The following is a 23,411-nucleotide window of genomic DNA, read 5'->3' as shown; positions in this document are numbered from 1 at the left end:
TCCAGAAGTTCCTTCTCAATAGCCATGCGATGATTCTCTCCTTTCCATCATCATGGCCTCGCGCACAGAATTCCCGACAGTCCCGGCTTGCGAGAAACGGCTACGCGCGCTGAACGCTCCGGTCGTGGCTATCACGGGTAATGCTGTTGCCACCATCAAGACGATCGTCAGCCTTGTGAATCCTCATAGCCTGAACTTCGCATACCTGGATCCTTACAACCTGGAGACTCTCAATTTCGAGATGATTAGGACGCTGTCAGACCTCCGATACGTCGACATACTCGTACATGTCAGTCAGATGGACCTGCAGCGAAACCTCGACAAATACTCGTCGGGCGACTCGGCGGTTTTCGATGCCTTCATTCCTGGCTGGCGTAGCGCCATCAAAGCGGGAAACGCCAAGGCAACACGCCAGGCAATTTTGCGCTATTGGTCCGAGCTTGTTGGGCGACTTGGCGTGTGGCCCTCCCCGGAACCCAAGCTAATAACCGGGCCCGGCAACCAGCCGCTTTATTGGCTCCTGCTAGTCGCCAAGCATGAACTCGCTCTGGCGTTTTGGAAGGTCGCGGCTAACAAGCAGAGACAAGGCAACCTTTTCTAGGCGGTAGCTGCCGGCATTTCATCGTAGATACGACCATTGAGCGTGCGGCCGGCGGCTTTCTTGTTATTGCCTCCCCACTGCTTGAAGAAGAATGCCGTGCCCGCGCGTCGGCACATCGTTTGGATCTCGTCGACCCAGTGAGGATTCATATATCGTGCCCCTGGCCCGCTTTCACCGCCAACGATCGCCCAATGAATATCGGTGAGATTGGCACCGGCTACAGACCCGATCAACGGCTCTAGAGAAACGAACCGGATTGCTGCTGGTGCACGGCGAAGGTCATCCAGCCGACCCAGCACTCGATGATCTTCAACACTGGTCCCGAGCCAGACATTCGGCAGAACGGGAAAGTCGCCACGAGTCAGAACCTTGGCCATAACTTCCGGGCGCTTCGTCAGAATCTGATACGTATGCCGCGGCGTCTCTTCCATCACAGCCCATACCTGTCGAATGAAATCTGCCGGCACGTCGACATGAAAGAGATCAGACATCGAGTTCACGAAAACGCGGCGTGGTTTCGACCAAGTTACAGGGATCGACAGTGATTTCGGATCGGTCATTACTTTGCCGGTCCACTTCGCTCGGCCGCCCGTCTTGCGCGTCAGGCCCTGATATTTGTTCACGCCCATGGCTTCTAGCCGTGCCGCCATGCGCATCGCGTAGCAGTTCGTGCAGCCGACGGTTAGGATCGTGCAGCCGGCCACCGGGTTCCACGTCGCGTCGGTCCATTCGATTGAGGTCTCAGCCATAGGAAGATCCTCCTTCACGTTGATGGTTAATTCAAGGTGATGAAGCTTCCGTTATCGGGTTTTGACGACTGAGTAGGGTTCGGCACAGCTTTCCCACCCAAAGAGCAGGAGAGCCGTGGCCGAATCCTGAACACCGGAGCCGCCTTCTCCGGCAATAGGCTTCAGAGGCCGTTGTCCTTCAGGATCTGGGCAGCATTTTCCTTGGTGATCTTCTGCGTCGGCAGGATGATGGTCTTTTCCACCTTCTCGCCGTTCAGGAACTTGATCGCCTGCCGCAGCCCTTCGGCGCCCGGCGTCACATAAGTGAACGTCGCCGTCAGCTCGCCATTGGCGACGAGTTGCACGCCTTCATTGGGCAGGCCGTCGATGCCGATGAACTTGATGTCCTTCTCACGTCCGGCGTCCTTGGCGGCAAGATAGGCGCCATAGGCCATTGGATCATTGTGGCCGTAGACGAGATCGATCTTTTCGTTGTTGCGCAGCGCCGTGGCCATGATGTTGTAGGCCTGGTCCTGCTTCCAGTCGCCCGACTGCTGGTCGAGCAGGTTCTTGATACCCGGCTCCTTGTCGGTGAATTCATGGAAGCCGTCATGGCGGTCATGCGCCGGCTGGGTGCCCATGCCGCCCCAGATTTCGACGACGTTGCCGGCGGCCTTGCCCTTGCCGCCAAGCAGCTCGACGGCATATTCACCGGCAGCCCGGCCGATCAGCTTGTTGTCGCCGCCGACGAACTGCGTGTAGTCGTTGGTTTCGACGTTGCGGTCGAGCACGAAGACCGGGATCTTGGCATCGATCGCCTGCTGCACGACACCGGTCAGGCCGGCGGACTCTTTCGGCGACACCAAGAGCGCATCGACCTCCTGACGGATCAGGTTTTCGACATCGGCGACCTGCTTCTCGGTCTTGTCCTCGCCGTCGGTTACGATCAGCTCGACTTCCGGATGCTTGGCCGCTTCGGCCAGGATGTCCTTGTTGAACTGGGCACGCCAGGGTTCGATGGTCGTAACCTGCGAGAAGCCGATTTTCCATTTCTTGTCCTGCGCGTGGGCACCGCTGGCAAGCATCGCGGTCGTGGTCAGGAGTGCCGCTGTCAGCGCGGCAAGCTTCAACAATTCACGTCGTTTCATTTCTTGTTTCCTCCAATATTCAGAGACGCGGTCTCTTGCGACGGCCGCTTTGCCGCGGCCGTTTCCTTGTGCGCTTGCCCACCGGGCGATCGCAGATAGAAGAGAAGATCGCCGGCATTGCGCTCCTGTACGAGCACGGTACCGACGATGATCATCCCCTTCAGCACCAGCTGAAGGTTCGAATTGATGTTGTGCAGCTGCAGGATGTTAGAGAGCAGCCCGAAGATCAGCACGCCGCAGAACGTCCCGGTGAGGCTGCCGCGTCCGCCCATCAGGCTGGTGCCGCCGATGACCACGGCGGCGATCGCGTCGAGCTCCAGCCCGGCGCCGGCGTCCGGCTTGCCTTGCCGGTATTGCGCGACATAGAGCACCGCCGCGATGCCGGCCAGCAGCCCCGAAACCGCGTAGGTGGCGATCTTGACGCGGCCGGCGGCGATGCCGGACAGCCGGGCCGCTTCCTCATTGCCGCCGATGGCATAGACATAGCGGCCAAACGGCGTGAAGCGCAGCACGGCGCCGTAGATCAGGATCGCGCCGAGGAAGAACAGGCCCGGCATCGGAATCACGCCGAACACCAGCGAGCGCAGCATTTCGAAATCGGCCGTGGCGTTCGAACCGGTATAGACCGGCAGCACCGCATTGTTTTGGCCGGCGGTCAGCCGGGCGATGCCGAGCGCAGTGACCATCATCGCCAGCGTCACGATGAAGGGCTGCAGCCGCCCGGCGACGATGATGAAGCCGTTGAGCGCGCCGAACAGCAGGCCAACGCAAGGCGCCACCAGCAACACGCCGAGCACGCCGAATTTTGAACCTACCTGGGGCAGCAGGAACCACAGCACCAGACTGCACAGGATCACCCCGACAATGCCGGGGGTAACCAGCCCACGAACGCTATCCAACCTGATGTCGTGCGTGGCCTGCGCGCCGGCGCGGGATTTTTCGATGTTCAGCAGGATGAAACGAGTGACGAGAATGCCGAGGCAAAGGGCTGCCACGGCAACTGTCGGCACCCCCAGCACCACCGCCGGCGTCACGCCGGGGACCGTCAGCAGCATGGCACAGACCACCGTGCAGATCGCCATCAGCGAGCCGACGGAAAGGTCGATACCGCCAGTGATGATTACCGCCGTCATGCCAGTGGCAATCAGCCCCGTGGTCGACACCTGGCGCAGCACATCGAGCAGGTTGCCGTAGGACAGGAAGATGTTGTTGCCCTTGGAGCTGATCGGCGAGCCAAGCACGCCGATCAGGAAGATTGCGATCAGGCCCCAATAGAGCTTCGTCCGGGACAGGATATGCAAAATGCTCATGCAGCAGGCCTCGTCATGGTCCGTCGCGGCGCTGCAAGCCGCATGATGGCCTCCTCGCTGGCTTGCGCGCGGGACAGGATTCCCGTCTGGCGGCCATCGGCCATGACCAGGATACGGTCGGAAAGATGCAGCAGCTCCGGCAATTCCGAGCTGATGACGGCGATCGCCAGCCCGTCTCGCGCCAGCTTGAAGATGAGATCGTAAATTTCCCGCTTGGCGCCGACATCGATGCCGCGCGTCGGCTCGTCGAGCAGCAGCACCCGTGGCCTCGTCGCCAGCCATTTGCCGATGACGACCTTCTGCTGGTTGCCGCCGGACAGCGTGCCGGCCGGCTGCTCGACGGTTTCGCAGCGAATACCGAGCGCCTTGACGGCGTCCCGTGCCAGCCCTTGCTCGCCGGCCAGCGAGCGCAGGCCGAACCGCGCCAGCGCGCCGACCAGCGGCAGCGCGACATTGTCGGTGATCGAGGCCTCGAGATGCAGGCCTTGCGTCTTGCGGTCTTCTGTGACCAGGGCGATGCCGAGCCGGCGCGCATCGCGCGGCGAACGGATTTCTACTGCCTCGCCATCGAGCCTGATCTCACCGCCAGCACGTCCTCCGCTGGACCCGAAGATCGTTTCCAGGATTTCGGTACGGCCCGAGCCCAGCAGCCCGCCGATACCGAGGATTTCTCCTGCGGCAAGATCGAAGCTGACGCCGTCGAGCACGGTGCGCCAGCCATGGCGATTGGGCTTCGATAGCGACAGCTCGCTTACGGAAAGGATGGTGTTGCCACCGGGGATGCGGTGCTCCTGGGAGGAAGCAAGCAGGTTTCGCCCGACCATCGCCGAAATTATGGCGTCTTCGTCGAGCTTGTCCATCGTCTGCGTCAGGACGTGGCGTCCATCGCGAAACACGGTGACCCGGCTGGCCAGATGCATGACCTCGTCGATGCGGTGCGAAATGTAGACGATCGCCACGCCGCTATCGGCGAGCTGGCGGATGATGCGGAACAGCCGCTGGCATTCGGCTGGCGACAGCGCCGAGGTCGGCTCGTCCATGATCAGAATGCGCGCCGACATAGACAGCGCCTTGGCGATCTCGACCAGCTGCTGTTCGCCGACGCGCAAGGCACCGACGCGCGCATCCGGGTCGAGCTCGATGCCGAGCCTTTGCAAGAGCGCGCCGGCAGCGCGGCTGCTCGCCTTGCGGTCGACAATCAGCCCGGCGATCAGCTTCTCGCGGCCGAGAAAGATATTGTCCGCGACGCTGAGTTCGGGAACGAGGTTCAGCTCCTGATGGATGATGGCGATGCCGGCGCGCTCGGCTTCGCGGACGCCGGCAAAGCGCACCGGATGGCCATCGATACTGACCGTTCCATTATAGTCCGTATAGACGCCGGATAGTATCTTCATCAGCGTCGACTTGCCGGCGCCGTTCTCGCCCATCAGCGCATGGACCTCGCCGCGCCGCAGTTCGAAGCCGACATCGACAAGCGCGGCGATGCCGCCGAAGGACTTGGAGATGTGCTCGGCGCTCAGCACGATAGCCGAGCCGTCCGCCATAACGCCTTCCGCAGGGATGGAATTGCCGTGCTGCATGACAAGGACGGCCTCCCTCCGTCGTCACCGAACGCCTCAAACGCTAATCTAAACGTTTCGATCATGTCAAGCCAATATCTGGTGTCGAAGACTGTTCCATTTCAATTCTTGCGCAAAACCATAAGATTCCGTACGTATTGCTGCCGCGGAGTGGTGAAACGTTTCGAAAATGACAGCGTCAGGACGAAAAAAGCAGCGCAAATCCACTGCACCGACCATGCTTCACGTGGCCGAAGCGGCGCGTGTTTCCGTGGCCACCGTATCGGCGTTGATCAACGGCACCGCGACCGTCAGCCCCGAGCTCAGCCAGCGCATCGAACAGGCGATCCGCGACATCGGTTACAAGCGCAACGCCATCGCCCGCAGCCTCAAGATGGGCACCACACGCACCATCGGGCTCACCGTCCCACACATCACCAACCCGTTCTTTACCGACGTGGTTTCGGTGATCCAGCAGGCTTTCGACAGGGCCGGCTACGCCGTCATGCTGTGCTGCACCGACGAGCACCTGAACACGCAGGACGACCAGATCAGGCTGCTGCTCGACCGGATGGTCGACGGGCTGATCGTCGCGCGTGTCGGCGACGGCGCGATCCTCAAACGGATTGTCGACGACGCCAATGTGCCGGTCGTGCTACTCGACCGTATTTGCCAGGGTGTCGACACCGATGCCGTCGTTCTCGACAATCAGCGCGCGGTGTTCGACGCCATCACTTATCTGATCGATCTCGGCCATCGGCGCATCGGCTACATCTCCGGCTCGTTCGATATCTCGCCGATGCATGACCGCATGGCGGGATACCGGGAAGCCCTCCAGACCGCGGGCCTGCCGGCCGAGCCCGAGCTCGTCCGCTTCGGCAATTTCCACGAAGTCGATGGCTACAACGCCACCATGCAGCTGCTTTCGCTGCACGACCGGCCGAGCGCCATCTTTTCGGCCAACAACCCGATGGTGATCGGCACGATGAAGGCCATCCGCGATATCGGCCTGTCCTGTCCGGAGGATATTTCGGTCGCCTGCTTCGACGATTTTCCGTGGTCGGATGTGTTCCGGCCGCAATTGACCACGGTCGCACAGCCGGTGCAGGCGATTGGCGAACAGGCGGCCAATCTGCTGCTCGACCGGCTCGCCGGCAACAGGGATGCGCCGCCGCGCAAGCTGACGCTCAAGGGACGCCTGATGATCCGCAATTCATGCCGGCCACTTGGCGCGATCGCACAAAGCGTCAGCGCGTAGCGCTTGGGCTCTGTTCAGAAACGTTGTAATGCCGGACGGACAGCGCTCCCTCTGTCCTGCCGACCCCGGCCCTTCGCAGCCGCTACGGGCGTTCGTCGTTCGAAAACCGAGCAATTGAAGGACGCGGCGCCGATCGAGCCAAGTGGGCAACAATCAGCCCGCCGACAAGCAGGAAAATCTTGGCAATCGAAGCATGTCGGATTAGGAATATGACGAGATGCGGCTGATCGCCTACACGGGCGCCGGCTTGAGTCATGTGCGTGAAATCGATCCTAATCGGGCTGGTACTTGCTGGGATGGTCGCATTCTTCGGCTGCACCACCGGCGGCGCATTAAAGACTTTCCCCTCGGCCTATGGCGGCGTCACCGACGCCGGTTTTCGCGTTCCGCCGGTTCCGATCTACAAGGTTGACCAAAAGTTCCATCGGCAGACAGTGCCTTATGCGACTGAAGAGGCGCCTGGCACCATCATTGTCGATACAGGAGCGAAGTTCCTCTACTACGTGTTGGGAGACGGTCAGGCGCTGCGCTACGGAATCGGCGTTGGCAAGGCGGGCTTCGAGTGGCATGGCACTGCTCACGTTGCGAGGAAGCGCGAATGGCCGGATTGGAGCGCGCCGTCTGCGATGATCGTGCGCGAGCAGAAGCGGGGCCGCATCATACCGGCTCATATGGAGGGCGGACTCATGAACCCGCTCGGGGCGCGGGCGCTCTATCTTTTCAACGAGAAAGGTGACACTGGATCGCCTGCACGGTAGCCCTGAATGGTGGTCCATCGGCAAAGCTGTGTCGGCGGGCTGCATTCGCCTCATGAACCAGGACATCACCGATCTCTACAACCGCTCCACAATCGGCACCAAGGTGATCGTCATTTAGTAGACGCCGCGTTTCCGTCTAACAGACGAGCATGACGGATCGAAAACTCTCCGCGTAAAGCGCGCGAACTGTTCGCGATGTCTTCGCACACCTGTTCGCGATGTTCCCTGCCTAAGGCCGGCTTTGCCCGCAACAGTGCCAAGTGGCGAACCAGCTCTCAGGCAGCTTCCGACAGCGATTTGTGGGCGTCGGTCAGGATCTCGAACGAGCGCACCCGCGCCGCATGGTCGAAAATCTCCGCTGTGACCATCAGTTCGTCGGCGCCGGTGCGGCGCACGAATGCCTCGATGCCTTGCCTGACCGTTTCGGGGGAGCCGACGACGGCGCAGGAAAGCGCCTGGCCGAGCATGGTCTTGGCCATTGGATCGAGGTCGCGCTCATATCCTTCGACCGGCGGCGGCAATCGGCCGGGCCGGCCGGTGCGCAGATTGACGAAGGCTTGCTGCAGCGAGGTGAACAACAGCCGCGCCTCGGCATCGGAAGGAGCAGCGAAGACATTGAGGCCGAGCATCACATAGGGCTTGTCGAGCTGCTCCGAAGGCTGGAAGCGCGAGCGGTAGATCTCCAGCGCATGGTCGAGCTCGGCCGGCGCAAAATGCGAAGCGAAGGCGTAGGGCAGGCCGAGCGTGGCGGCAAGCTGCGCGCCGTAGAGGCTGGAGCCGAGAATCCAGATCGGCACCTTTTCGCCTTCGCCGGGCACCGCGCGGATGCGTTGGCCGTCTTCGGCTGGCTGGAAGTAACCGATCAGCTCGACGACGTCCTGCGGGAAATTGTCGGCGCCAGCGTCGAGGTTGCGGCGCAGCGCCCGTGCCGTGGGCATGTCGGTGCCGGGCGCCCGGCCGAGGCCGAGATCGATGCGGCCGGGATGCAGAGCGTTGAGCGTGCCGAATTGCTCGGCGATGACAAGTGGCGAATGATTGGGCAGCATGACGCCGCCGGCGCCGACGCGTATCGTACGGGTACCTCCGGCCACATGGGCAATGACCACCGAGGTGGCGGCGCTGGCGATGCCTGGCATGTTGTGATGCTCAGCCAGCCAGTAGCGCTTATATCCCAGCCGCTCGGCATGACGGGCGAGATCGAGCGAATTGGCGAGCGACTGCGAAGCATTGCTGCCTTCGACGATCGGCGACAGGTCGAGAACGGAAAGAGCGGTCATCGGCGGGGATTCCTGTGGACCGGACGGATGTAGGAAGCCGTTGCCGGGGCGGCAAATTCAAAATGTTGATAGAGCGCTGTGCGCCCGACGGATGTGCAACCGATGCAAGGTCGTTGATATGCACACCAATCAGTGACGCTTTTGGGCTCTTAAGCCGCTACCTTTTTGGCTCGGAAATCTCTTCATCCTCGATTACCGCCGTGTGCTGCGCCGCGAGGAAATTGCCGACATGGCTGAGACCGTCGAAATGATCGCAGAATACCTTGATGACGACCAGCAGCGGCACCGCCATCAGCGCGCCGACGAAACCCCATAGCCACGACCAGAAGGCGATGGCGATCAGGATCGCCACGGCGTTGATCTCGAGACGGCGGCCGACCACCGTCGGCGTCACGAACTGGCCTTCGACGACGTCGCATAAGAGGACGAAGGCCGGCGCCAGCAGCGCATAGGAAATCGTGTCGAAGCTGATCAGCGCGATGATCGTGACCAGCGTGATGGTGGTCAGCGCCCCGATATAGGGCAGGAAATTGAGCATGGCCGCTGCCGCGCCCCAGACCTGCGCGTTGGGCACGCCGAGTGCCCACAGGCCGAGCCCGATGACCACGCCGAGACATGTATTGATGACCGTGACAGTAAGCAGATAGTGCGAGATTTCACGCTCGACGTCATAGACTACGCGCAGCGCCCGCTTCTTTTCGCTTAGACTGGGGAAGGACTGGACGATCTTTTCATAGAACATCGTGCCCGAGGCGAGCAGGAACAGCGACAGGACGAAGACGATGGTGACGCTGGCGCTGGCCGACAGCACATTGCCGGCGGCCTGCGAGAGAATACCCGATGGCGCCATCGCCACCCTCTGAACGCCCGGCTCCTGGGACGTCTGTGTCAGGCCCTCGATCTGGCGCGAAATCTCCACGATCCGTTCGAACGGACGGCGCAGTTGTGCCAGACGTTCGGTAAGCTGCTGGCCGATCGTCGAGGTGTTGTTGATGAGGTCGATGACCGGGCCGCTGAGCAGATATCCCGCGACGGCGACGAGGCAAAACGAAAGCAGCACCAGCAGTGTCGCCGAAATGACATCGGGCATGCCATGCCTGCGCAGGAAGCGAACGATCGGCGTCAGCGTCAGCGCCAGCAGAAAAGCCAGAATGACCGGCATGAAGAAGGCGCGGGCGAAGTAAAGCGCGTAGATCGCCATGAGGATGAAGATGCCGACGAGCAGCGAACGCATCAGATGCGCATCCGCCCGCGCCTCGACGCGCGAATCCGGGCTTTCGGCAGCGCTTGCGCCCGAAGCGGCGGGTTCGGCCTTCATTCTGACCCTCGGCGGCACACCGCGATTGGTGTAGACCGTTGGCGAAAACGCCTCTGCGGCTTCAAGGTTCCGTTAGCCGGCGTCACCGGCAAGGCCGCCTCGCGGCTTTGCTGGTGAATCAGGCAACCGGCGCTGCCGCGGCGACGGCCTTCGCAGTTTCCCGGCGCACGATCGGCGCCACCTTGGTGCCGTAGAGTTCGATAGCCTTCATGACCTTGGCGTGCGGCATGGTGCCGATCGCCATTTGCAGCAGGAAGCGGTCGTTGCCGAATATCCTGTGCTGGGCAATGATCTTGTGCGCCACCTGTTCTGGATTGCCGACGAACAGGGCGCCGTTCGGGCCGCGCGATTGGTCGAAATGAGCCCGCGACGTCGGCCGCCAGCCGCGCTCGCGGCCGATGCGGTTCATCACTTCGGCCTGCGGCCTGTAGAAATCGTCGGCTGCCTGGTCGGCGATGAAGCCGTGCACGTTGAGGCTGGTGGCAAGGCTCGCCGGATCGCTGCCGGCCCGCCTGGCTGCATCCCTGTAGATGTCGAACAGTGGTGCAAACCGCGCCGGTTCGCCGCCGATGATCGCCAGAGCCAGCGGCAACCCGAGTACGCCAGCCCGCGCCGCCGATTGCGGCGTACCACCGATCGCGATCCAGATCGGCAATTTGTCCTGAAAGGGCCGGGGATAGACGCCGCGATCGTTGATCGGCGCGCGCAGACTGCCCGACCAGGTCACCTTGACATGATCACGGATGGCGAGCAGCAGGTCGAGCTTCTCGGCAAAGAGCTCGTCATAGTCGAGATTATAGCCGAACAGCGGAAAGGATTCGATGAACGAGCCGCGCCCGGCCATGATCTCGGCCCGGCCGCCGGACAGAAGATCGAGGGTGGCAAACTGCTGAAAGACGCGCACCGGATCGTCGGAGGACAAAACGGTGACCGCGCTGGTCAGCCTTATGCGCTTGGTTCGTTCGGCAGCCGCCGCCAGCGCCACCACCGGAGCGGAGGCAGCATAGTCGGGACGGTGGTGCTCGCCGAGACCAAAGACGTCCAGCCCGACCTGATCGGCGAGCTCGATCTCCTCGATCAGGTTACGCAGCCGCTCATGCGCACCGATCGCACCGGGACCCGGTTCCGGGCTGACGTCAGCGAAGGTGTGGAGACCGAGTTCCATAGTGGTGTCATCCTAGCGTTTTGTCTTGGCGCTACAGGTAGCGATCAGTCCGCTGCGCCGCCAGAGGCCTGGATGGTGAACAGTGCGGGTGGCTTTCAGCCGAATTCGATCGAAATGGCGTCTCCCGCTTGCAACAGATCAGAATTTCATGGCTGGCATACCGTTTTGGCGCTTGAACTCTCGGTTTTCACGCGTATGTAAGCCTCGCAAATTGACTCCAGGGAAGTGGACTTGGCTATCTACAGGGAAAAAGACGTTTTCGAGCGGCGCAATGCCGCAAACGAGGCAAAGAAGGCGCTTCTGGAGCGCTTCAAGGCAAAGCCGGCGGCAGATGATCCAGCGGTGCTGGCACGACAGGCCGAGCGCAAGGCAATCCTCGAGGCCCGCGCGATACGCGAGGCCGAAAAGGCCAGGCTGAAGCAGGAAAAGCTGGCGCGCGAAGCGGCCGAAAAGGCCGAGCGCGAGGCAGCTGCCGAAGCGGCACGCATTGCCGCCGAAGAGGCAGCACAGGCCGAAGCGAAGATCCGGGAAGCTGAAGAGAACGAGCGCATCGCCCGTTTTCTTGCCGACGAGGCCGAACGCAAGGCCAAGCGTGACGCACGCTATGCCGCGCGCAAGCAGCGCACCGGCAGGACGCCGCCCGGCTTCTCCGCCCGATAGCGCCTTCCGGCGCTGATCAGCCGAATTCAAGAATCAGGGCCGCCTTGCAGCGGCCCTGAAGGCGTTTGGTCTGTCGGGCCGACTTAAGCCGCGAGCTTCAGTCCCATAATGCCGCAAACGATGAGCGCGATGCAGGCCAGCCTGATCGCGGTCGCCGGCTCCCCGAGCAGCCATATCCCCAACAGCGCCGTGCCGACGGTGCCGATGCCGGTCCATACCGCATAGGCTGTGCCGACCGGCAGTGCCTTCAGCGCCAGGCCGAGCAAGGTCAGGCTGACAATCATCGAGGCTACCGTCAGGACGGTTGGCAGCGGCTTCGAGAATCCGTCGGTGTATCTTAGGCCGATCGCCCAGCCGATCTCGAACAGGCCGGCGAAGAACAGGAAAATCCACGACATCGGAACGCTCCGTTTCGATGGCTCCCGGCCGATCTCTTGAAAGCGCAAAAACTATCTTCGCCGCATCCATATGGGATGCTCGTGCGCTTAATGAACAACAATACCGGCCGCATTTGCGGCCGGTCGAAATAAGCCAAAACGGTAGCTGCGGCCCTACTTGTCCTTCAGCTTCATCGCCTTCACCGGCGGTGCCTTCAGGGCCGGCGCCGGAGCGGGTTTCTTCGCGTCCTTCTTCGGCTTGCGGGCTTCCTTGCCTGCCTTCATCGCACCTTTAGCCATGATTCGTTCCTCCGGTTGATGTCTGGCGAAGTGAAACAAGAGAAAACGCTAGACTGCAAGAGGCCGCTGCCGTGCAGTCGCCTTGGCCGATGGCTGTCAACCGGTTTCTAATTCCCTCGTAAACCGCAGCGGTCCGTGCGATGGTCCTCTTCGCACTGCAGCATCAGCCCTTGCGTTTCGCCGGCTGATGATCGCGCAGTCCGGTCAGGACGACAATGCGGATCCACATCGGTTGCCAGATGAGCTTCGACTTCCCGCAGGAAACACCGCTGATCGCGATGCTCAACGTCCATTATTCGCGCGCATCCGATCTCGAGCGGCCGGACTTCCTGACGTCGAACCCGCCGGTGCCGATCGAAAGCTATCGCGACAGTTTCGGCAATTGGTGCAACCGTCTCGTTGCGCCGGCCGGGCGCTTTGCGTTCGGCACGGACGCGGTCATCCGCGACCCCGGCTCCTTCGAGACGCGCGAGCTGACGGCATGGCAGCATGAGGTGCGCGATCTGCCGTCGGAGACGCTGCTGTTCCTGCTGCCCAGCCGCTATTGCGAGAGCGACGTGCTGGCGAACGAAGCCTGGCGGCTGTTCGGCAATACCCCGCTCGGCATCCCGCGCGTCCAGGCGGTCTGCGACTTCGTCCATAACCATATCGTCTTCAACTATTTCAATGCACGGCCGACACGCACCGCAGCCGAAGCCTATCGCGAGCAGAGTGGTGTGTGCCGCGACTTTGCCCACCTCGCAGTCGCCTTCTGCCGCGCCCTGAACATCCCGACCCGCTACTGCACCGGTTATATCAGCGATATCGGCCTGCCAAAGCCGTGGTCGGACATGGATTTCGCCGCCTGGATGGAGGTTTATCTCGGCGGCCGCTGGCACGCGTTCGACCCGCGCAACAACGCGCCGCGCATCGGCCGCATCCTGATTGCCTCCGGACGCGATGCCGCCGATGTCCCACTCACCCACATTTTTGGACCGGGCGCGCTGGCTGGCTTCAAGGTCTGGACGGAGGAGGTCATCGAATAGCCTCTCGCGCTGCCCTTTTGAACAACTCGACACTTCGGGCGTTGTTCGAGCTGTGGAGCGTGGGCGTGCTCCGCTAATCTCGGTGCATCAACCAAGGCAGCACACCATGGCGGCGCATGGCGGGTCGAAAAAAGTGATCTATGCGGCGCTCGCCGGCAATCTTGCGATCGCCCTGACCAAATTCGCCGCTGCCTTGTTCACGGGCAGCTCGGCAATGCTCTCGGAAGGCGTCCACTCGCTCGTCGATACCGGCAATGGCAGCCTGCTGCTTTACGGCATGCACCGCGCCGCCCGGCCGGCCGATCGGACGCATCCGCTAGGCCATGGTCGCGAGCTGTATTTCTGGAGCTTCATCGTCGCGCTCCTCGTCTTTGCACTGGGCGCCGGCATATCGTTCTACGAAGGCGTGACGCACATCATGGCGCCGGAGCCGATTGCCAACGCAAAGGTGAACTACGCTGTACTTGGCCTTTCCTTCCTGTTCGAAGGCACCTCCTGGCTGGTGGCGCTGAACGAGTTCCGCCACCAAAAAGGCAGCCACGGCTGGCTCGAGGCGGTGCAGCTCAGCAAGGACCCGAGTGTCTACACCGTACTCTTCGAGGACAGCGCGGCACTTCTCGGCCTCGTTGTCGCCTTCGCCGGCATATTGGCGGCGGAACTGCTGGACATGCCGAAGCTCGACGGCGCCGCGTCGATCGGCATCGCGCTGATCCTGGGCGCGACCGCGATCTTCCTGGCCCGCGAAAGCAAGAGCCTGCTGCTCGGCGAGCCGGCCTCGCCCGAGGTGCAAATGAAAGTGCTGGCCATTGTCCAGCAGGACCCGGCGGTGCAGCGGGCAAATGGCGTACTGACGCTCCATATGGGGCCTCAGGAGATCGTCGCCGCTCTGAGCATCGAGTTCGAGGACCACTTGTCGGCGCCCGAGATAGAGACCTGTGTCGAACGCCTCGAGACACGGCTGAAGGCGGAGATGCCGGAGGTCACGCGCCTGTTCGTCAAGCCGCAGACCACCGGCACCTGGGAACGGCGGAGCAAGGCCTTGGCGGCGTCCGGAGGGGAGCCGGCCTGAGGAAAATGGCTGCGCCATCGGGCAGTCCCGGTTATGATTGCGCGCAAAAGCTCCAGGAGGAACGAAGATGAAAATCGACGGCGGGTGTCATTGCGGCGCCATTACTTACGAGGCCGAGGTCGATCCGGAAAAGACCACCATTTGTCACTGCATCGATTGTCAGAAGCTAACCGGAACGGCCTTTCGCGTCACCGTGCCGGCGTCCGAGGACAATTACACGATCACCAAGGGCGCGCCGAAAATCTACATCAAGACCGGTTCGAGTGGTGCCAAGCGCGCTCAGGCATTTTGCGGTGAGTGCGGCTCGCATCTCTACGCCACGTCGGCGGGCGCGGGACCGAAGGTTTACGGCATCAGGGTCGGCACGGCATGGCAGCGCGATCAACTGGTGCCGAGAAAGCAGATCTGGCATCGCTCGGCGCTGCATTGGCTGCCGGAATTCGAAGGCACAACCATCATCGAGGAGCAGTAGCGCCAGACCGGGCGAAGCCTCGGCTCCGGTTCCGGCGTAGCTCTCAATCGTCGCCTTCGACGACCCTTAGCCTCAGCTGCCCGGTTTTCGAATCGGCAACACGCGCGCTGCTTTCCGCTTTTGCTCCGCTGCCATTCGACCCAGCGGTGTCCTCCGCCGGCTGCACGCCAAACTCCAGCGCCTCGATCTTTTGTCCGCGCCTGGTCACCTTCGATGTCGAGACGAGGATGTCCTCGATATCCTTGGCCGATTGACCGAAATGCGTCTGCAATTTGCGCACCCGCTCGTCGAGCCGAGAGACGTCTTCCATCAGCCGGATGACCTCGCCCTGGATCAGGTGCGCCTGCTCGCGCATACGGGCATCCTTGAGGATCGCCTGGATGACCTGGATCGACAGCATCAAAAGCGATGGCGAGACGATGACGATCCGCGATCGATGCGCCTTTTGGACAACGGCCTCGAAATTCTCGTGGATTTCGGCGAACACCGATTCCGAGGGCACGAACATGAAGGCAGTGTCCTGCGTCTCGCCCTGGATCAGGTATTTTTCGGAAATATCCCGGACATGCACCTCGATGTCGCGGCGGAAAGCCTGAGCGGCGGACTTCTGCAGGTCGGCGCCTTCGGCGGCACGGATGGCATTCCAGGCCTCGAGTGGAAACTTTGCATCGATGGCAAGCGACGGTGCGCCGTTCGGCATCTTCACCAGGCAGTCGGGCCGGCTGCCATTCGACAAGGTCGCCTGGAATTCATAGGCGCCGTGGGGCAATCCGTCGGCGACGATGGCTTCCATACGCGACTGGCCGAAGGCGCCGCGCGTCTGCTTGTTGGAAAGGATCGCCTGCAATTGCACGACCTGGCCGGCCAGCGACTGGATGTTGCCTTGCGCGATATCGATGACCGCCAGCCGCTCCTGCAGCTTGGCGAGGCTCTCATGCGTCGATCTCGTCTGCTCGGTCATGGTCTGGCCGAGGCGGCCGGTCATGGCGTCGAGGCGCTGGCCGATCGACTGGGTCAGTTCGGCCTGACGCGCCCCGAACACTTCGGCGATAGCGCCCATACGGCCCTGCATTTCCGCCTGGCTTGCCAAGATGCCGGCCATCCGCACCTCGGCGTCGCGGGCGTGGTCGGCGGCTTCGGCGGCCGCCATTGCACGCGCCTTGGCCGATCGCCAGAGCGCAATGACGAGCGCCACGAACAGGCCGAGGAACAGCATTGCGCCGAAACCCAGGGCATGGCCGAGCGTGATCGTGGTGGCGCCGAGGCGGGCGACAGGTTCGGACAGGATGGTGGCCAGATCGTTCATGCCGACAGCATAGATGATTCGGTCTGGCGGCACAGATCAAAACGTGAACGACCAGAAGGCGTCCCGGTTGACGCTTTTCCTGCGAGGTCTTAGGTGAGACGCCATGTCGATCAAGCCGCTTATCATCCTCCCCGATCCCGTCCTGCGTCAGGTTTCAAAACCGGTCGAGCGTGTCGACGGTGATTTGCGTAAACTGGCCGGCGACATGCTGGACACCATGTATGACGCGCCCGGCATCGGCCTCGCGGCGATCCAGGTCGGCGAACCCTTGCGCTTGCTGGTGATCGACCTCGCCAAGGAGGACGAGACGCCGGCACCGCACGTCTTCATCAATCCCGAAATCCTCGACAGCTCCGACCAGCGTTCGGTCTACGAGGAAGGCTGCCTGTCGATCCCGGATTACTATGCCGAGGTCGAGCGTCCGGCAGCGGTGCGGGTGAAGTATCTCGATCGCGACGGCAAGCTGCAGGAGATCGAGGCCGAGGGGCTGATGGCGACCTGCCTGCAGCATGAGATCGACCACCTAAACGGCGTGCTGTTCATCGACCACATCTCCAAGCTGAAGCGCGACATGGTGGTCAAGAAATTCAAGAAGCTCGCCAGGGACAAGGCGCCGGGCAAGATGGTGGGATAGGGGTCGACGAATGCCCCTGCGTGTCATCTTCATGGGTACGCCCGAATTCTCCGTGCAGACGCTGCGAGCGATCGCCGGGGCAGGGCATGAATTGGCAGCCGTCTACACGCAGCCGCCGCGCGCCGCAGGCCGGCGCGGGCTCGAGCTGACGCCGTCGCCGGTGCAGCGTGAGGCGGAGCGGCTTGGCATCGAGGTGCGGTCGCCGGTGTCGCTGAAGAGCGAGGCGGAGCAGCAGGCGTTCCGCACCTTGCGCGCCGATGTCGCCGTGGTCGTCGCCTACGGGCTGCTTCTGCCCAAACCTATTCTCGAGGCGCCGCGGCTCGGTTGCCTCAATGGCCACGCATCGCTATTGCCGCGCTGGCGCGGCGCTGGCCCTATCCAGCGCGCCATCATGGCCGGCGATACCGAGACGGGCATGATGGTGATGCGGATGGAGGAAGGCCTCGACACCGGGCCTGTGGCAATGGTTGAAAAATGCGCCATTGGACCCGACATGACGGCCGGCGATCTGCACGACCGGCTGATGATCCTGGGTGCTGCGCTGATGGTGCAAGCGCTCGAACGGCTCGAGCGGAATACGCTGACATTTACCACACAGGCGGAGGTGGGGGTGACCTACGCCAAGAAAATCGATAAATCGGAGACTCGCATAGACTGGCTGCGACCTGCCGGCGACGTGCACAACCAGATTCGCGGCCTGTCGCCCTTTCCCGGTGCATGGTGCGAGGCCGAAATCGGCGGCCGCATGGAACGGCTGAAACTGCTTCGCTCGACGCTCTCGCAAGGCGCCGGCGAACCGGGAGGAATTCTCGATGACCGGCTGACGGTTGCCTGCGGGTCAGGCGCGATCAGGCTGGTCGAAGTTCAACGTGCGGGCGGAAGGCCCATTGCCGCGCAGGAGTTTCTGCGCGGGGCCAAGCTCGAAAAAGGGATGAAATTGTCATGAGCATGATGTCCATACGCGCGGCGACGCCGCGGGACCGCGAGGCGATCCGCCTTGTCGAAGAACACGCATTCGGCCAGCAGGCGGAGGCCGGACTGGTCGACGCGCTGGTCACCGGCGGTGATGCCGTCGTCGAACTGGTGGCGGACGAAGACGGGCAAGTGGTCGGCCATATCCTGTTTTCACGGCTCTTCGTGCAGAATGGCGGCAAGAGCTTCCCGGCAGTCGCGCTGGCGCCGCTGGCAGTCGAGCCGTCGTTCCACGGCACCGGCATCGGCGGTGCCCTGGTCCGCGAGGCTCATATCCGCCTGAAAGCCGCCGGCGAGACGCTCGCTGTGGTGCTCGGCGATCCGGCCTACTATGGCCGCTTCGGCTACAGCCGCGCCCGTGCAGCGAAATTCGAGAGCGACTACCAAGGCGAGGCTTTGCAGGCGCTTGCCTGGGGCGAGGCGCCGGAGACCGGCAGGCTGGTCTACGCCTCGGCCTTCGGCTCAGCCCTCGCCGCCTGATTTCGCCTCGATCCGGGAATGCCGCGTTTTCGCCTCGACATCGAATATGACGGCAGTCTCTTCGCCGGCTGGCAACGCCAGGCCAATCAGCCTTCGGTGCAGCAGGCGATCGAGCAGGCGATCGAGAAGTTCTGCGGCGAGCAGGTCTCTCTGCGCGCCGCCGGCCGCACCGATGCCGGTGTCCATGCGACCGCTCAGGTGGCGCATGTCGATCTGGTCAAGGCATGGCCCGGCGACAAGGTGCGCGACGCCGTCAACGCGCATCTGCAAGCGGCCAAGGCGCACATCGCCATCCTGAAGGCCGCCGTCGTGCCGGATGGCTTCGATGCGCGTTTCTCGGCGATCGGCCGCCACTATCTGTACCGTATTGTCAACCGCCGCGCGCCAGCAGCGCTCGACAAGGGCAAGATCTGGTGGGTACCGAAGCAGCTCGATGCCGCCGCCATGCACGAAGCGGCAAAAGTGCTGCTTGGCCGGCATGATTTCACCACCTTCCGCTCGACCCAGTGCCAAGCCACCAGCCCGGTCCGCACGCTCGACCGGCTGGATGTCAGCCGGGCGGGCGATTTCATCGAAGTCCGCGCTTCGGCGCGGTCATTCCTGCACAACCAGGTGCGCTCGATGGTCGGCTCGCTCAAACGTGTCGGCGAAGGCGGCTGGACCATTGCCGACCTCAAGGCCGCGCTCGAGGCGCGCGACCGCGCGGCCTGCGGTCAGGTGGCGCCGCCCGACGGGCTGTTTCTAGTCGGCGTCGATTATCCGACGCCTGGCTGATCCGGCACGCTGATACCGAGCAGCGCCTGCAGGCCGAACAGGACGATCAGCGACGCCACGAACATGCCGGCAAAAACAGCGCTGCCGACAGCCGCACCCCTGCCGATGGCAACGTTGGTCATCCGCCAGGTCAATACCATTGACAGCGCGAACAGCAGCAGCGACACCAGCCCGGAGACTTCGTTGGCCGATGTCAGAAAAAGCCGGATCAACGCCGATGGCAGCATCATCCAGGCGATGATCGCCGAGGCCCAGTTGCTGGCGACGACATAATGGACGAAACGGCTGCCGACGCCGACCCGCGGCGCGACCAGGGCCAGGCCGATGAGCGGCAGCACCCAGGCGCCGATATCGACGGTGGCCAGCCGGATCAACATGCTGAAACGGCCGACGAATGCGTCGGGATCGCCGATCTCGTTGGCAATGCCGACCCAGCCGACGATCAATGCCGGCGCCGCGACGACGATGGCAAAAAAGGAGTTCCAGAAACCGTCCGCCGAAAGGTCGAGCAGGCGAAATCCATCGGCCTTGCCGAGCATCAGCCGCCAGGCGCCGGCAAGCGAAGCGTAGGTTTCATCCGCTGAAAGCATCACTAGGATATGTCCTGCGCAAACCAGTCTTCAACGAAGCGCAGATAAATCTGCGTCAGCGTCTCGAGATCGGCAATCGCCACACGTTCGTCGACCATGTGCATGGTCTTGCCGACCAGGCCGAATTCGACCACCGGACAATAATCCTTGATAAAGCGGGCATCGGAGGTGCCGCCGGAGGTGGAGAGCGCCGGCTTCCTGCCGGTCACCGCTTTGACCGAACCGCCAAGCGTCTCGATCAGCCTGTCGTCGCGTGTCAGGAAAACATGGCTCGGCCCGTCGCGCCAGACGATCTCGTAGTCGACCGGCGTCTTCTTGCCGGCGCGGTATTTCTTGCGTTTCGCCGCCCGGTCGAGGCGGTTGTGGATCTCGGCCTGGATCGTCTCGGCGGTCCATGTGTCGTTGAAGCGGATATTGAAGGTAGCTGCTGCCTTCGCCGGGATGACGTTGGTGGCGGGATTGCCGACATCGATGGAGGTCACCTCAAGGTTCGTCGGCTGGAAATCCCTTGTTCCGTTGTCGAAGACGGGGTGCAGCAAGGCGTCGACCAGCGTCACCAGGCCGCGCACCGGATTGTCGGCTAGCTGCGGATAGGCGGCGTGGCCCTGGCGGCCGTTGACGACGACCGTGCCCGATAGCGAGCCGCGCCGGCCGATCTTGATCATATCGCCAAGCGCGTCGGGATTGGTAGGCTCGCCGACGATCGAGGCATCCCATTTCTCGCCTTTGGCGGCCGCCCATTCGAGCAGCTTCGTCGTGCCGTTGATCGCCGGGCCTTCCTCATCGCCGGTTATCAGCAGCGAGACCGACCCCTTCGGGCCGCCCTTCTGCTCGACATGTCGCGCCACCGCCGCGACGAAACAAGCAATGCCGCCCTTCATGTCGACGGCGCCGCGGCCGAACATCTCGCCATTGGCGATCTCGGCGCCAAAGGGCGGGTGCGTCCAGGCTGCCTCGTCGCCCACCGGCACCACGTCGGTATGGCCGGCAAACATCAGATGCGGGCCATTGCCGGAACGCCGCGCGTAAAGGTTCTCGATGTCCGGTGTGCCGGCTTCGGAAAACACCGGTCGCTCGACCGCAAAGCCGAGCGGCTTCAACATCGCCTCCAGCGCGCGCAGCGCACCGCCTTCGGCGGGCGTCACGGAAGCACAGCGGATGAGTGCAGCGAGATTTCTAACCGGATCGGTAGGCAGCATCATGGGCAAAAGCGATAGTCGAAAGCGCAAGGTCTGTCACGGCCAGACGTGAGGGCCAGCCATGCCGCCGACATTATGGTTTTCATGTCGTATAATTGCGGCAAGGTCTCTCGACCAGAACAGGGCCATCGCATGGTCACGCGTGGCAAGACGATCGTAATCGCCGGTGCCGGCAGTATCGGCTGCTACGCCGGCGGCTGCCTGATACTTGCCGGGCGAAAGGTGTTTCTGCTGGCGCGACCGCGCGTCGAGAAGGCCCTGCAAGAAGCTGGATTGCGCATCACCGACCCTGACGGCCGCGACCGTTCTGTCAAACCGGACGCATTGTCGGTCACCGCCGATCCGGCGGTAGCATTCTCCGATGCCGATGTCATTTTGGTAACGGTCAAGAGCGGCGCGACGCAAGACATGGCCGGGCTGATTGCCGCCCATGCCCGACCGGACGTGGTGATACTCAGCCTGCAGAACGGCGTCGACAATGCCGATAAATTGCGAGCCCATCTCACCGCCCAGCCGGTGCTCGCGGGCATGGTGCCGTTCAACGTGGTCCAATCGCCGGAGGGCGAATTGCCGCTTCGCCTGCACCGCGCCAGCGGCGGCAAAGTGATGATCGAACAGGGCTCGGCGGGCCTTGACGAACTGCTTGATGTCGAGGGGTTTGCCGTCGCGACGCATGGTGACATCGACGCGGTGTTATGGGACAAGCTGCTGCTCAACCTCAACAACGCGCTGGTGGCGCTTTCCGGTCTGCCGCTGGCGGCAGAGCTTGCCGATCGCCGCTGGCGGCTGATCCTGGCCGGTCAGATCGACGAAGCATTGGCGGCAATGACGGCGACAGGCATCGAACCCGCTCGCATCGCCGGCCTGCGTCCCGCACTGCTGCCGAAAGTGCTTCGCCTGCCCGACGGGCTGTTCAAGTTCTTGGCGCGGCGGATGCTTGCCATCGATCCGGCCGCGCGTTCGTCGATGTGGGATGACCTGCGGCGCCGCCGGTCGACGGAGATCGGCGAACTGCAAGGCGCGGTCCTGCGTTTGGCCGAAAAGGCCGGCACGCCGGCGCCTTTGCTGAAGCATGTCACTGCACTGGTGCGCGCGGCCGAGCAGGAGAGGCGCGGATCGCCTTGCTTGCCGCCGGAAGCTGTCGCTGCGACCGTCAGATCGTAGCCCGCACAGGCGCCCAATAACGGCCCTTGCCGGTGCGCTTGGCTTCGTAGAGTGCATGGTCGGAACAGGTGAGCAGGATTTCCGGATCGCCGCCGTCGGCGGGTGCAAAGGCGCTGCCGACGCTCAAGCCGACATGGATGGCGGAACCGACCCCGAGGTCGAAAGGCACCGAGACCTTTTCGATGGCCCGCTTTGCCAGATAGGTGGCCTCGATCTCCGAGGTTGCGGGCAAAAGGATGACGAATTCGTCGCCGCCGATACGGAAGACCACGTCCCCCGGCCGGAAGCCGCGCTTCAATCGTTCGGCCACCTTGCGCAGCAGCACGTCGCCGACCGCATGACCAAAACGGTCGTTGACCTGTTTGAAGCCGTCGAGGTCCATGCTGAGCACGGCAAACGGCTTGCCGCCATTGGCGGCCGGCGCCGCAAGGTCGCGGCACATGTCGCGCAATTTTTCCTGCAGGAAGATGCGGTTTGGCAGGCCGGTCAGCGCGTCCTTGATCGCTAGGTCGCGATTGTCCAGCTCGGCGCGGATCATGCGGGCGTTGATTGCGTGGTTCTGAAGCAGCACGATGATGACGCCGGCCACATAGAACGGCGTTTGAATTCCGACGATCGGCATTCCGGGCGCTGCGGAAAACAATGCACCGACCACGTAAGGCAGGCTTACGGCCAACATGACGAATATGGCGAAGCGCGGGGTGGCCGCATTGCGTGACGACACCACGCCAACGACACCTGCGACATTCAAGGCGGCAAGTACGGAAAGCGCCATATTCCCGCTGGCAACACAGCCATAGCAGCCGAGGCCGAAAACGACCGACCATACACCGCTGGCTGCCATCAGGCCCGCCAGCGGCCCTTTCGAGCCGCGCCTGCGGGCCTGCTCGCATTCCCGCATCAGCAGAACGCGGACGACGAAAAGCATCAGGTCGGCTGCGATCCAGGCGTAGGGCCACCAATCCTTCGTGGCAAGTGCGGCGCTGACCGCAACCACCAAAACGCTGATGGTGCCGAACAAGACTGCGAATTTGCGGTCGAAAGTGGTGTCGAGAAGCCGGGCGCGGACGGCTTCCGGTTCCAATCTCATCGGCGAAGAGAACCAGGCAAACAGGCGAGCGGCGGCGCTCCACGTTTTGCGCGGCTCCTTGGTGGTCAGGGATAGGTCGCTTGCCAGTCGAGCGCTCCGTGCCGGTCGACACAGTTTTCGCCGGCATGCTGGGCCAGGGTGATTAACATTCGCTTAGAGCGTCCGGCGCAAAACCGG

At 62.8% G+C, this 23,411-nt stretch carries 24 protein-coding genes and 1 pseudogene; 12 read left to right on the top strand and 13 right to left on the bottom strand.

What is annotated here, in order from left to right; translation table 11 throughout:
• The first annotated feature begins 52 nt into the window (after positions 1–52).
• Complete coding sequence (gene tcmP / locus NKH43_RS16500; RefSeq protein WP_352640291.1) at positions 53–601, top strand: three-Cys-motif partner protein TcmP; 549 nt, start codon at positions 53–55, stop codon at positions 599–601.
• On the opposite strand, the gene NKH43_RS16495 is transcribed toward tcmP, so the two are convergent.
• From NKH43_RS16495 to NKH43_RS16480, 4 genes are all read right to left on the bottom strand, one after another.
• Positions 598–1,350 (bottom strand): DUF5131 family protein, encoded by a 753-nt coding sequence (locus NKH43_RS16495; RefSeq protein WP_352859005.1) that lies wholly within the window; start codon positions 1,348–1,350, stop codon positions 598–600. The two genes, tcmP and NKH43_RS16495, sit on opposite strands and share 4 nt — an antisense overlap.
• A gap of 161 nt (positions 1,351–1,511) precedes the next feature.
• Positions 1,512–2,477 (bottom strand): substrate-binding domain-containing protein, encoded by a 966-nt coding sequence (locus tag NKH43_RS16490; protein ID WP_023718175.1) that lies wholly within the window; start codon positions 2,475–2,477, stop codon positions 1,512–1,514.
• A complete protein-coding gene (locus NKH43_RS16485; protein ID WP_352859003.1) occupies positions 2,474–3,787 on the bottom strand; it encodes an ABC transporter permease in 1,314 nt (437 codons plus the stop codon). The genes NKH43_RS16490 and NKH43_RS16485 overlap by 4 nt, the downstream gene beginning before the upstream one ends.
• A complete protein-coding gene (locus NKH43_RS16480) occupies positions 3,784–5,367 on the bottom strand; it encodes a sugar ABC transporter ATP-binding protein (RefSeq protein WP_352790260.1) in 1,584 nt (527 codons plus the stop codon). The genes NKH43_RS16485 and NKH43_RS16480 overlap by 4 nt, the downstream gene beginning before the upstream one ends.
• 217 nt (positions 5,368–5,584) lie before the next feature.
• On the opposite strand from NKH43_RS16480, the gene NKH43_RS16475 reads away from it, so the two are divergent.
• Positions 5,585–6,604, top strand: coding sequence for a LacI family DNA-binding transcriptional regulator (locus NKH43_RS16475; RefSeq protein WP_352859001.1), 1,020 nt, complete (start codon positions 5,585–5,587; stop codon positions 6,602–6,604).
• A gap of 254 nt (positions 6,605–6,858) precedes the next feature.
• Positions 6,859–7,480, top strand: a pseudogene (locus NKH43_RS16470) (L,D-transpeptidase).
• A 157-nt stretch (positions 7,481–7,637) separates the two neighbouring features.
• Here NKH43_RS16470 and NKH43_RS16465 read toward each other — a convergent pair.
• The 3 genes from NKH43_RS16465 to NKH43_RS16455 form a co-directional block, all read right to left on the bottom strand.
• Positions 7,638–8,639 carry an LLM class flavin-dependent oxidoreductase gene (locus NKH43_RS16465; RefSeq protein WP_352858999.1) on the bottom strand — a complete coding sequence of 334 codons (1,002 nt, stop codon included), beginning with the start codon at positions 8,637–8,639 and terminating at the stop codon, positions 7,638–7,640.
• Between the two features lie 157 nt (positions 8,640–8,796).
• Entirely contained in the window at positions 8,797–9,957 is a 1,161-nt protein-coding gene (locus NKH43_RS16460; protein ID WP_352858997.1) for an AI-2E family transporter, read from the bottom strand.
• Positions 9,958–10,075: 118 nt separating this feature from the next.
• Complete coding sequence (locus tag NKH43_RS16455; protein ID WP_352858995.1) at positions 10,076–11,122, bottom strand: LLM class flavin-dependent oxidoreductase; 1,047 nt, start codon at positions 11,120–11,122, stop codon at positions 10,076–10,078.
• 231 nt (positions 11,123–11,353) lie between these two features.
• Here NKH43_RS16455 and NKH43_RS16450 point away from each other — a divergent pair, with 231 nt between their 5' ends.
• Positions 11,354–11,782 carry a DUF6481 family protein gene (locus NKH43_RS16450; RefSeq protein WP_023718183.1) on the top strand — a complete coding sequence of 143 codons (429 nt, stop codon included), beginning with the start codon at positions 11,354–11,356 and terminating at the stop codon, positions 11,780–11,782.
• An 83-nt stretch (positions 11,783–11,865) separates the two neighbouring features.
• Here NKH43_RS16450 and sugE read toward each other — a convergent pair whose 3' ends face one another.
• A complete protein-coding gene (sugE, locus tag NKH43_RS16445) occupies positions 11,866–12,180 on the bottom strand; it encodes a quaternary ammonium compound efflux SMR transporter SugE (RefSeq protein WP_023718184.1) in 315 nt (104 codons plus the stop codon).
• A gap of 153 nt (positions 12,181–12,333) precedes the next feature.
• Entirely contained in the window at positions 12,334–12,459 is a 126-nt protein-coding gene (locus tag NKH43_RS16440; protein ID WP_013528464.1) for a hypothetical protein, read from the bottom strand.
• 215 nt (positions 12,460–12,674) lie between these two features.
• On the opposite strand from NKH43_RS16440, the gene NKH43_RS16435 reads away from it, so the two are divergent.
• The 3 genes from NKH43_RS16435 to NKH43_RS16425 all read left to right on the top strand — a co-directional run bounded on the left by NKH43_RS16435 (position 12,675) and on the right by NKH43_RS16425 (position 15,025).
• Complete coding sequence (locus tag NKH43_RS16435) at positions 12,675–13,484, top strand: transglutaminase-like domain-containing protein (protein WP_023718185.1); 810 nt, start codon at positions 12,675–12,677, stop codon at positions 13,482–13,484.
• A gap of 106 nt (positions 13,485–13,590) precedes the next feature.
• The gene (locus NKH43_RS16430) at positions 13,591–14,553 is read left to right on the top strand and encodes a cation diffusion facilitator family transporter (RefSeq protein ID WP_352548083.1); all 963 of its coding nucleotides are present in this window, start codon (positions 13,591–13,593) and stop codon (positions 14,551–14,553) included.
• Positions 14,554–14,620: 67 nt separating this feature from the next.
• Complete coding sequence (locus NKH43_RS16425) at positions 14,621–15,025, top strand: GFA family protein (RefSeq protein ID WP_352484328.1); 405 nt, start codon at positions 14,621–14,623, stop codon at positions 15,023–15,025.
• 43 nt (positions 15,026–15,068) lie between these two features.
• Here NKH43_RS16425 and NKH43_RS16420 read toward each other — a convergent pair whose 3' ends face one another.
• Positions 15,069–16,331, bottom strand: coding sequence for a DNA recombination protein RmuC (locus NKH43_RS16420; protein ID WP_023718188.1), 1,263 nt, complete (start codon positions 16,329–16,331; stop codon positions 15,069–15,071).
• Between the two features lie 103 nt (positions 16,332–16,434).
• Here NKH43_RS16420 and def point away from each other — a divergent pair, with 103 nt between their 5' ends.
• From def to truA, 4 genes are read left to right on the top strand one after another with little or no spacing between them, the layout of a single operon-like run.
• A complete protein-coding gene (gene def, locus NKH43_RS16415) occupies positions 16,435–16,965 on the top strand; it encodes a peptide deformylase (RefSeq protein WP_023718189.1) in 531 nt (176 codons plus the stop codon).
• A 16-nt stretch (positions 16,966–16,981) separates the two neighbouring features.
• Positions 16,982–17,911: a methionyl-tRNA formyltransferase gene (fmt, locus tag NKH43_RS16410; RefSeq protein WP_352859017.1), complete on the top strand. Its 930-nt coding sequence runs from the start codon at positions 16,982–16,984 to the stop codon at positions 17,909–17,911.
• Positions 17,908–18,417: a GNAT family N-acetyltransferase gene (locus NKH43_RS16405; protein ID WP_292662840.1), complete on the top strand. Its 510-nt coding sequence runs from the start codon at positions 17,908–17,910 to the stop codon at positions 18,415–18,417. Before fmt ends, NKH43_RS16405 begins: the two co-directional genes overlap by 4 nt.
• Positions 18,418–18,435: 18 nt before the next feature.
• Complete coding sequence (gene truA, locus NKH43_RS16400; protein WP_352640283.1) at positions 18,436–19,191, top strand: tRNA pseudouridine(38-40) synthase TruA; 756 nt, start codon at positions 18,436–18,438, stop codon at positions 19,189–19,191.
• Here truA and NKH43_RS16395 read toward each other — a convergent pair.
• Both NKH43_RS16395 and dapE read right to left on the bottom strand, forming a co-directional pair.
• Positions 19,173–19,781 (bottom strand): hypothetical protein, encoded by a 609-nt coding sequence (locus tag NKH43_RS16395; RefSeq protein WP_023718193.1) that lies wholly within the window; start codon positions 19,779–19,781, stop codon positions 19,173–19,175. The two genes, truA and NKH43_RS16395, sit on opposite strands and share 19 nt — an antisense overlap.
• Before the next feature lie 2 nt (positions 19,782–19,783).
• Positions 19,784–20,983, bottom strand: coding sequence for a succinyl-diaminopimelate desuccinylase (gene dapE / locus NKH43_RS16390; protein ID WP_352484327.1), 1,200 nt, complete (start codon positions 20,981–20,983; stop codon positions 19,784–19,786).
• A 129-nt stretch (positions 20,984–21,112) separates the two neighbouring features.
• On the opposite strand from dapE, the gene NKH43_RS16385 reads away from it, so the two are divergent.
• Positions 21,113–22,144: a 2-dehydropantoate 2-reductase gene (locus tag NKH43_RS16385; protein ID WP_352495035.1), complete on the top strand. Its 1,032-nt coding sequence runs from the start codon at positions 21,113–21,115 to the stop codon at positions 22,142–22,144.
• On the opposite strand, the gene NKH43_RS16380 is transcribed toward NKH43_RS16385, so the two are convergent.
• Positions 22,134–23,234, bottom strand: coding sequence for a GGDEF domain-containing protein (locus NKH43_RS16380; RefSeq protein WP_023718195.1), 1,101 nt, complete (start codon positions 23,232–23,234; stop codon positions 22,134–22,136). The genes NKH43_RS16385 and NKH43_RS16380 overlap by 11 nt on opposite strands.
• Positions 23,235–23,411: the final 177 nt, after the last annotated feature.

It is taken from the genome of Mesorhizobium sp. M1163, from assembly GCF_040318415.1.
Taxonomy (GTDB): Bacteria; Pseudomonadota; Alphaproteobacteria; order Rhizobiales; family Rhizobiaceae; genus Mesorhizobium.
Note: the sequence above shows the minus strand (reverse complement) of the source record. Positions and strands in the feature narration are given on the sequence as shown.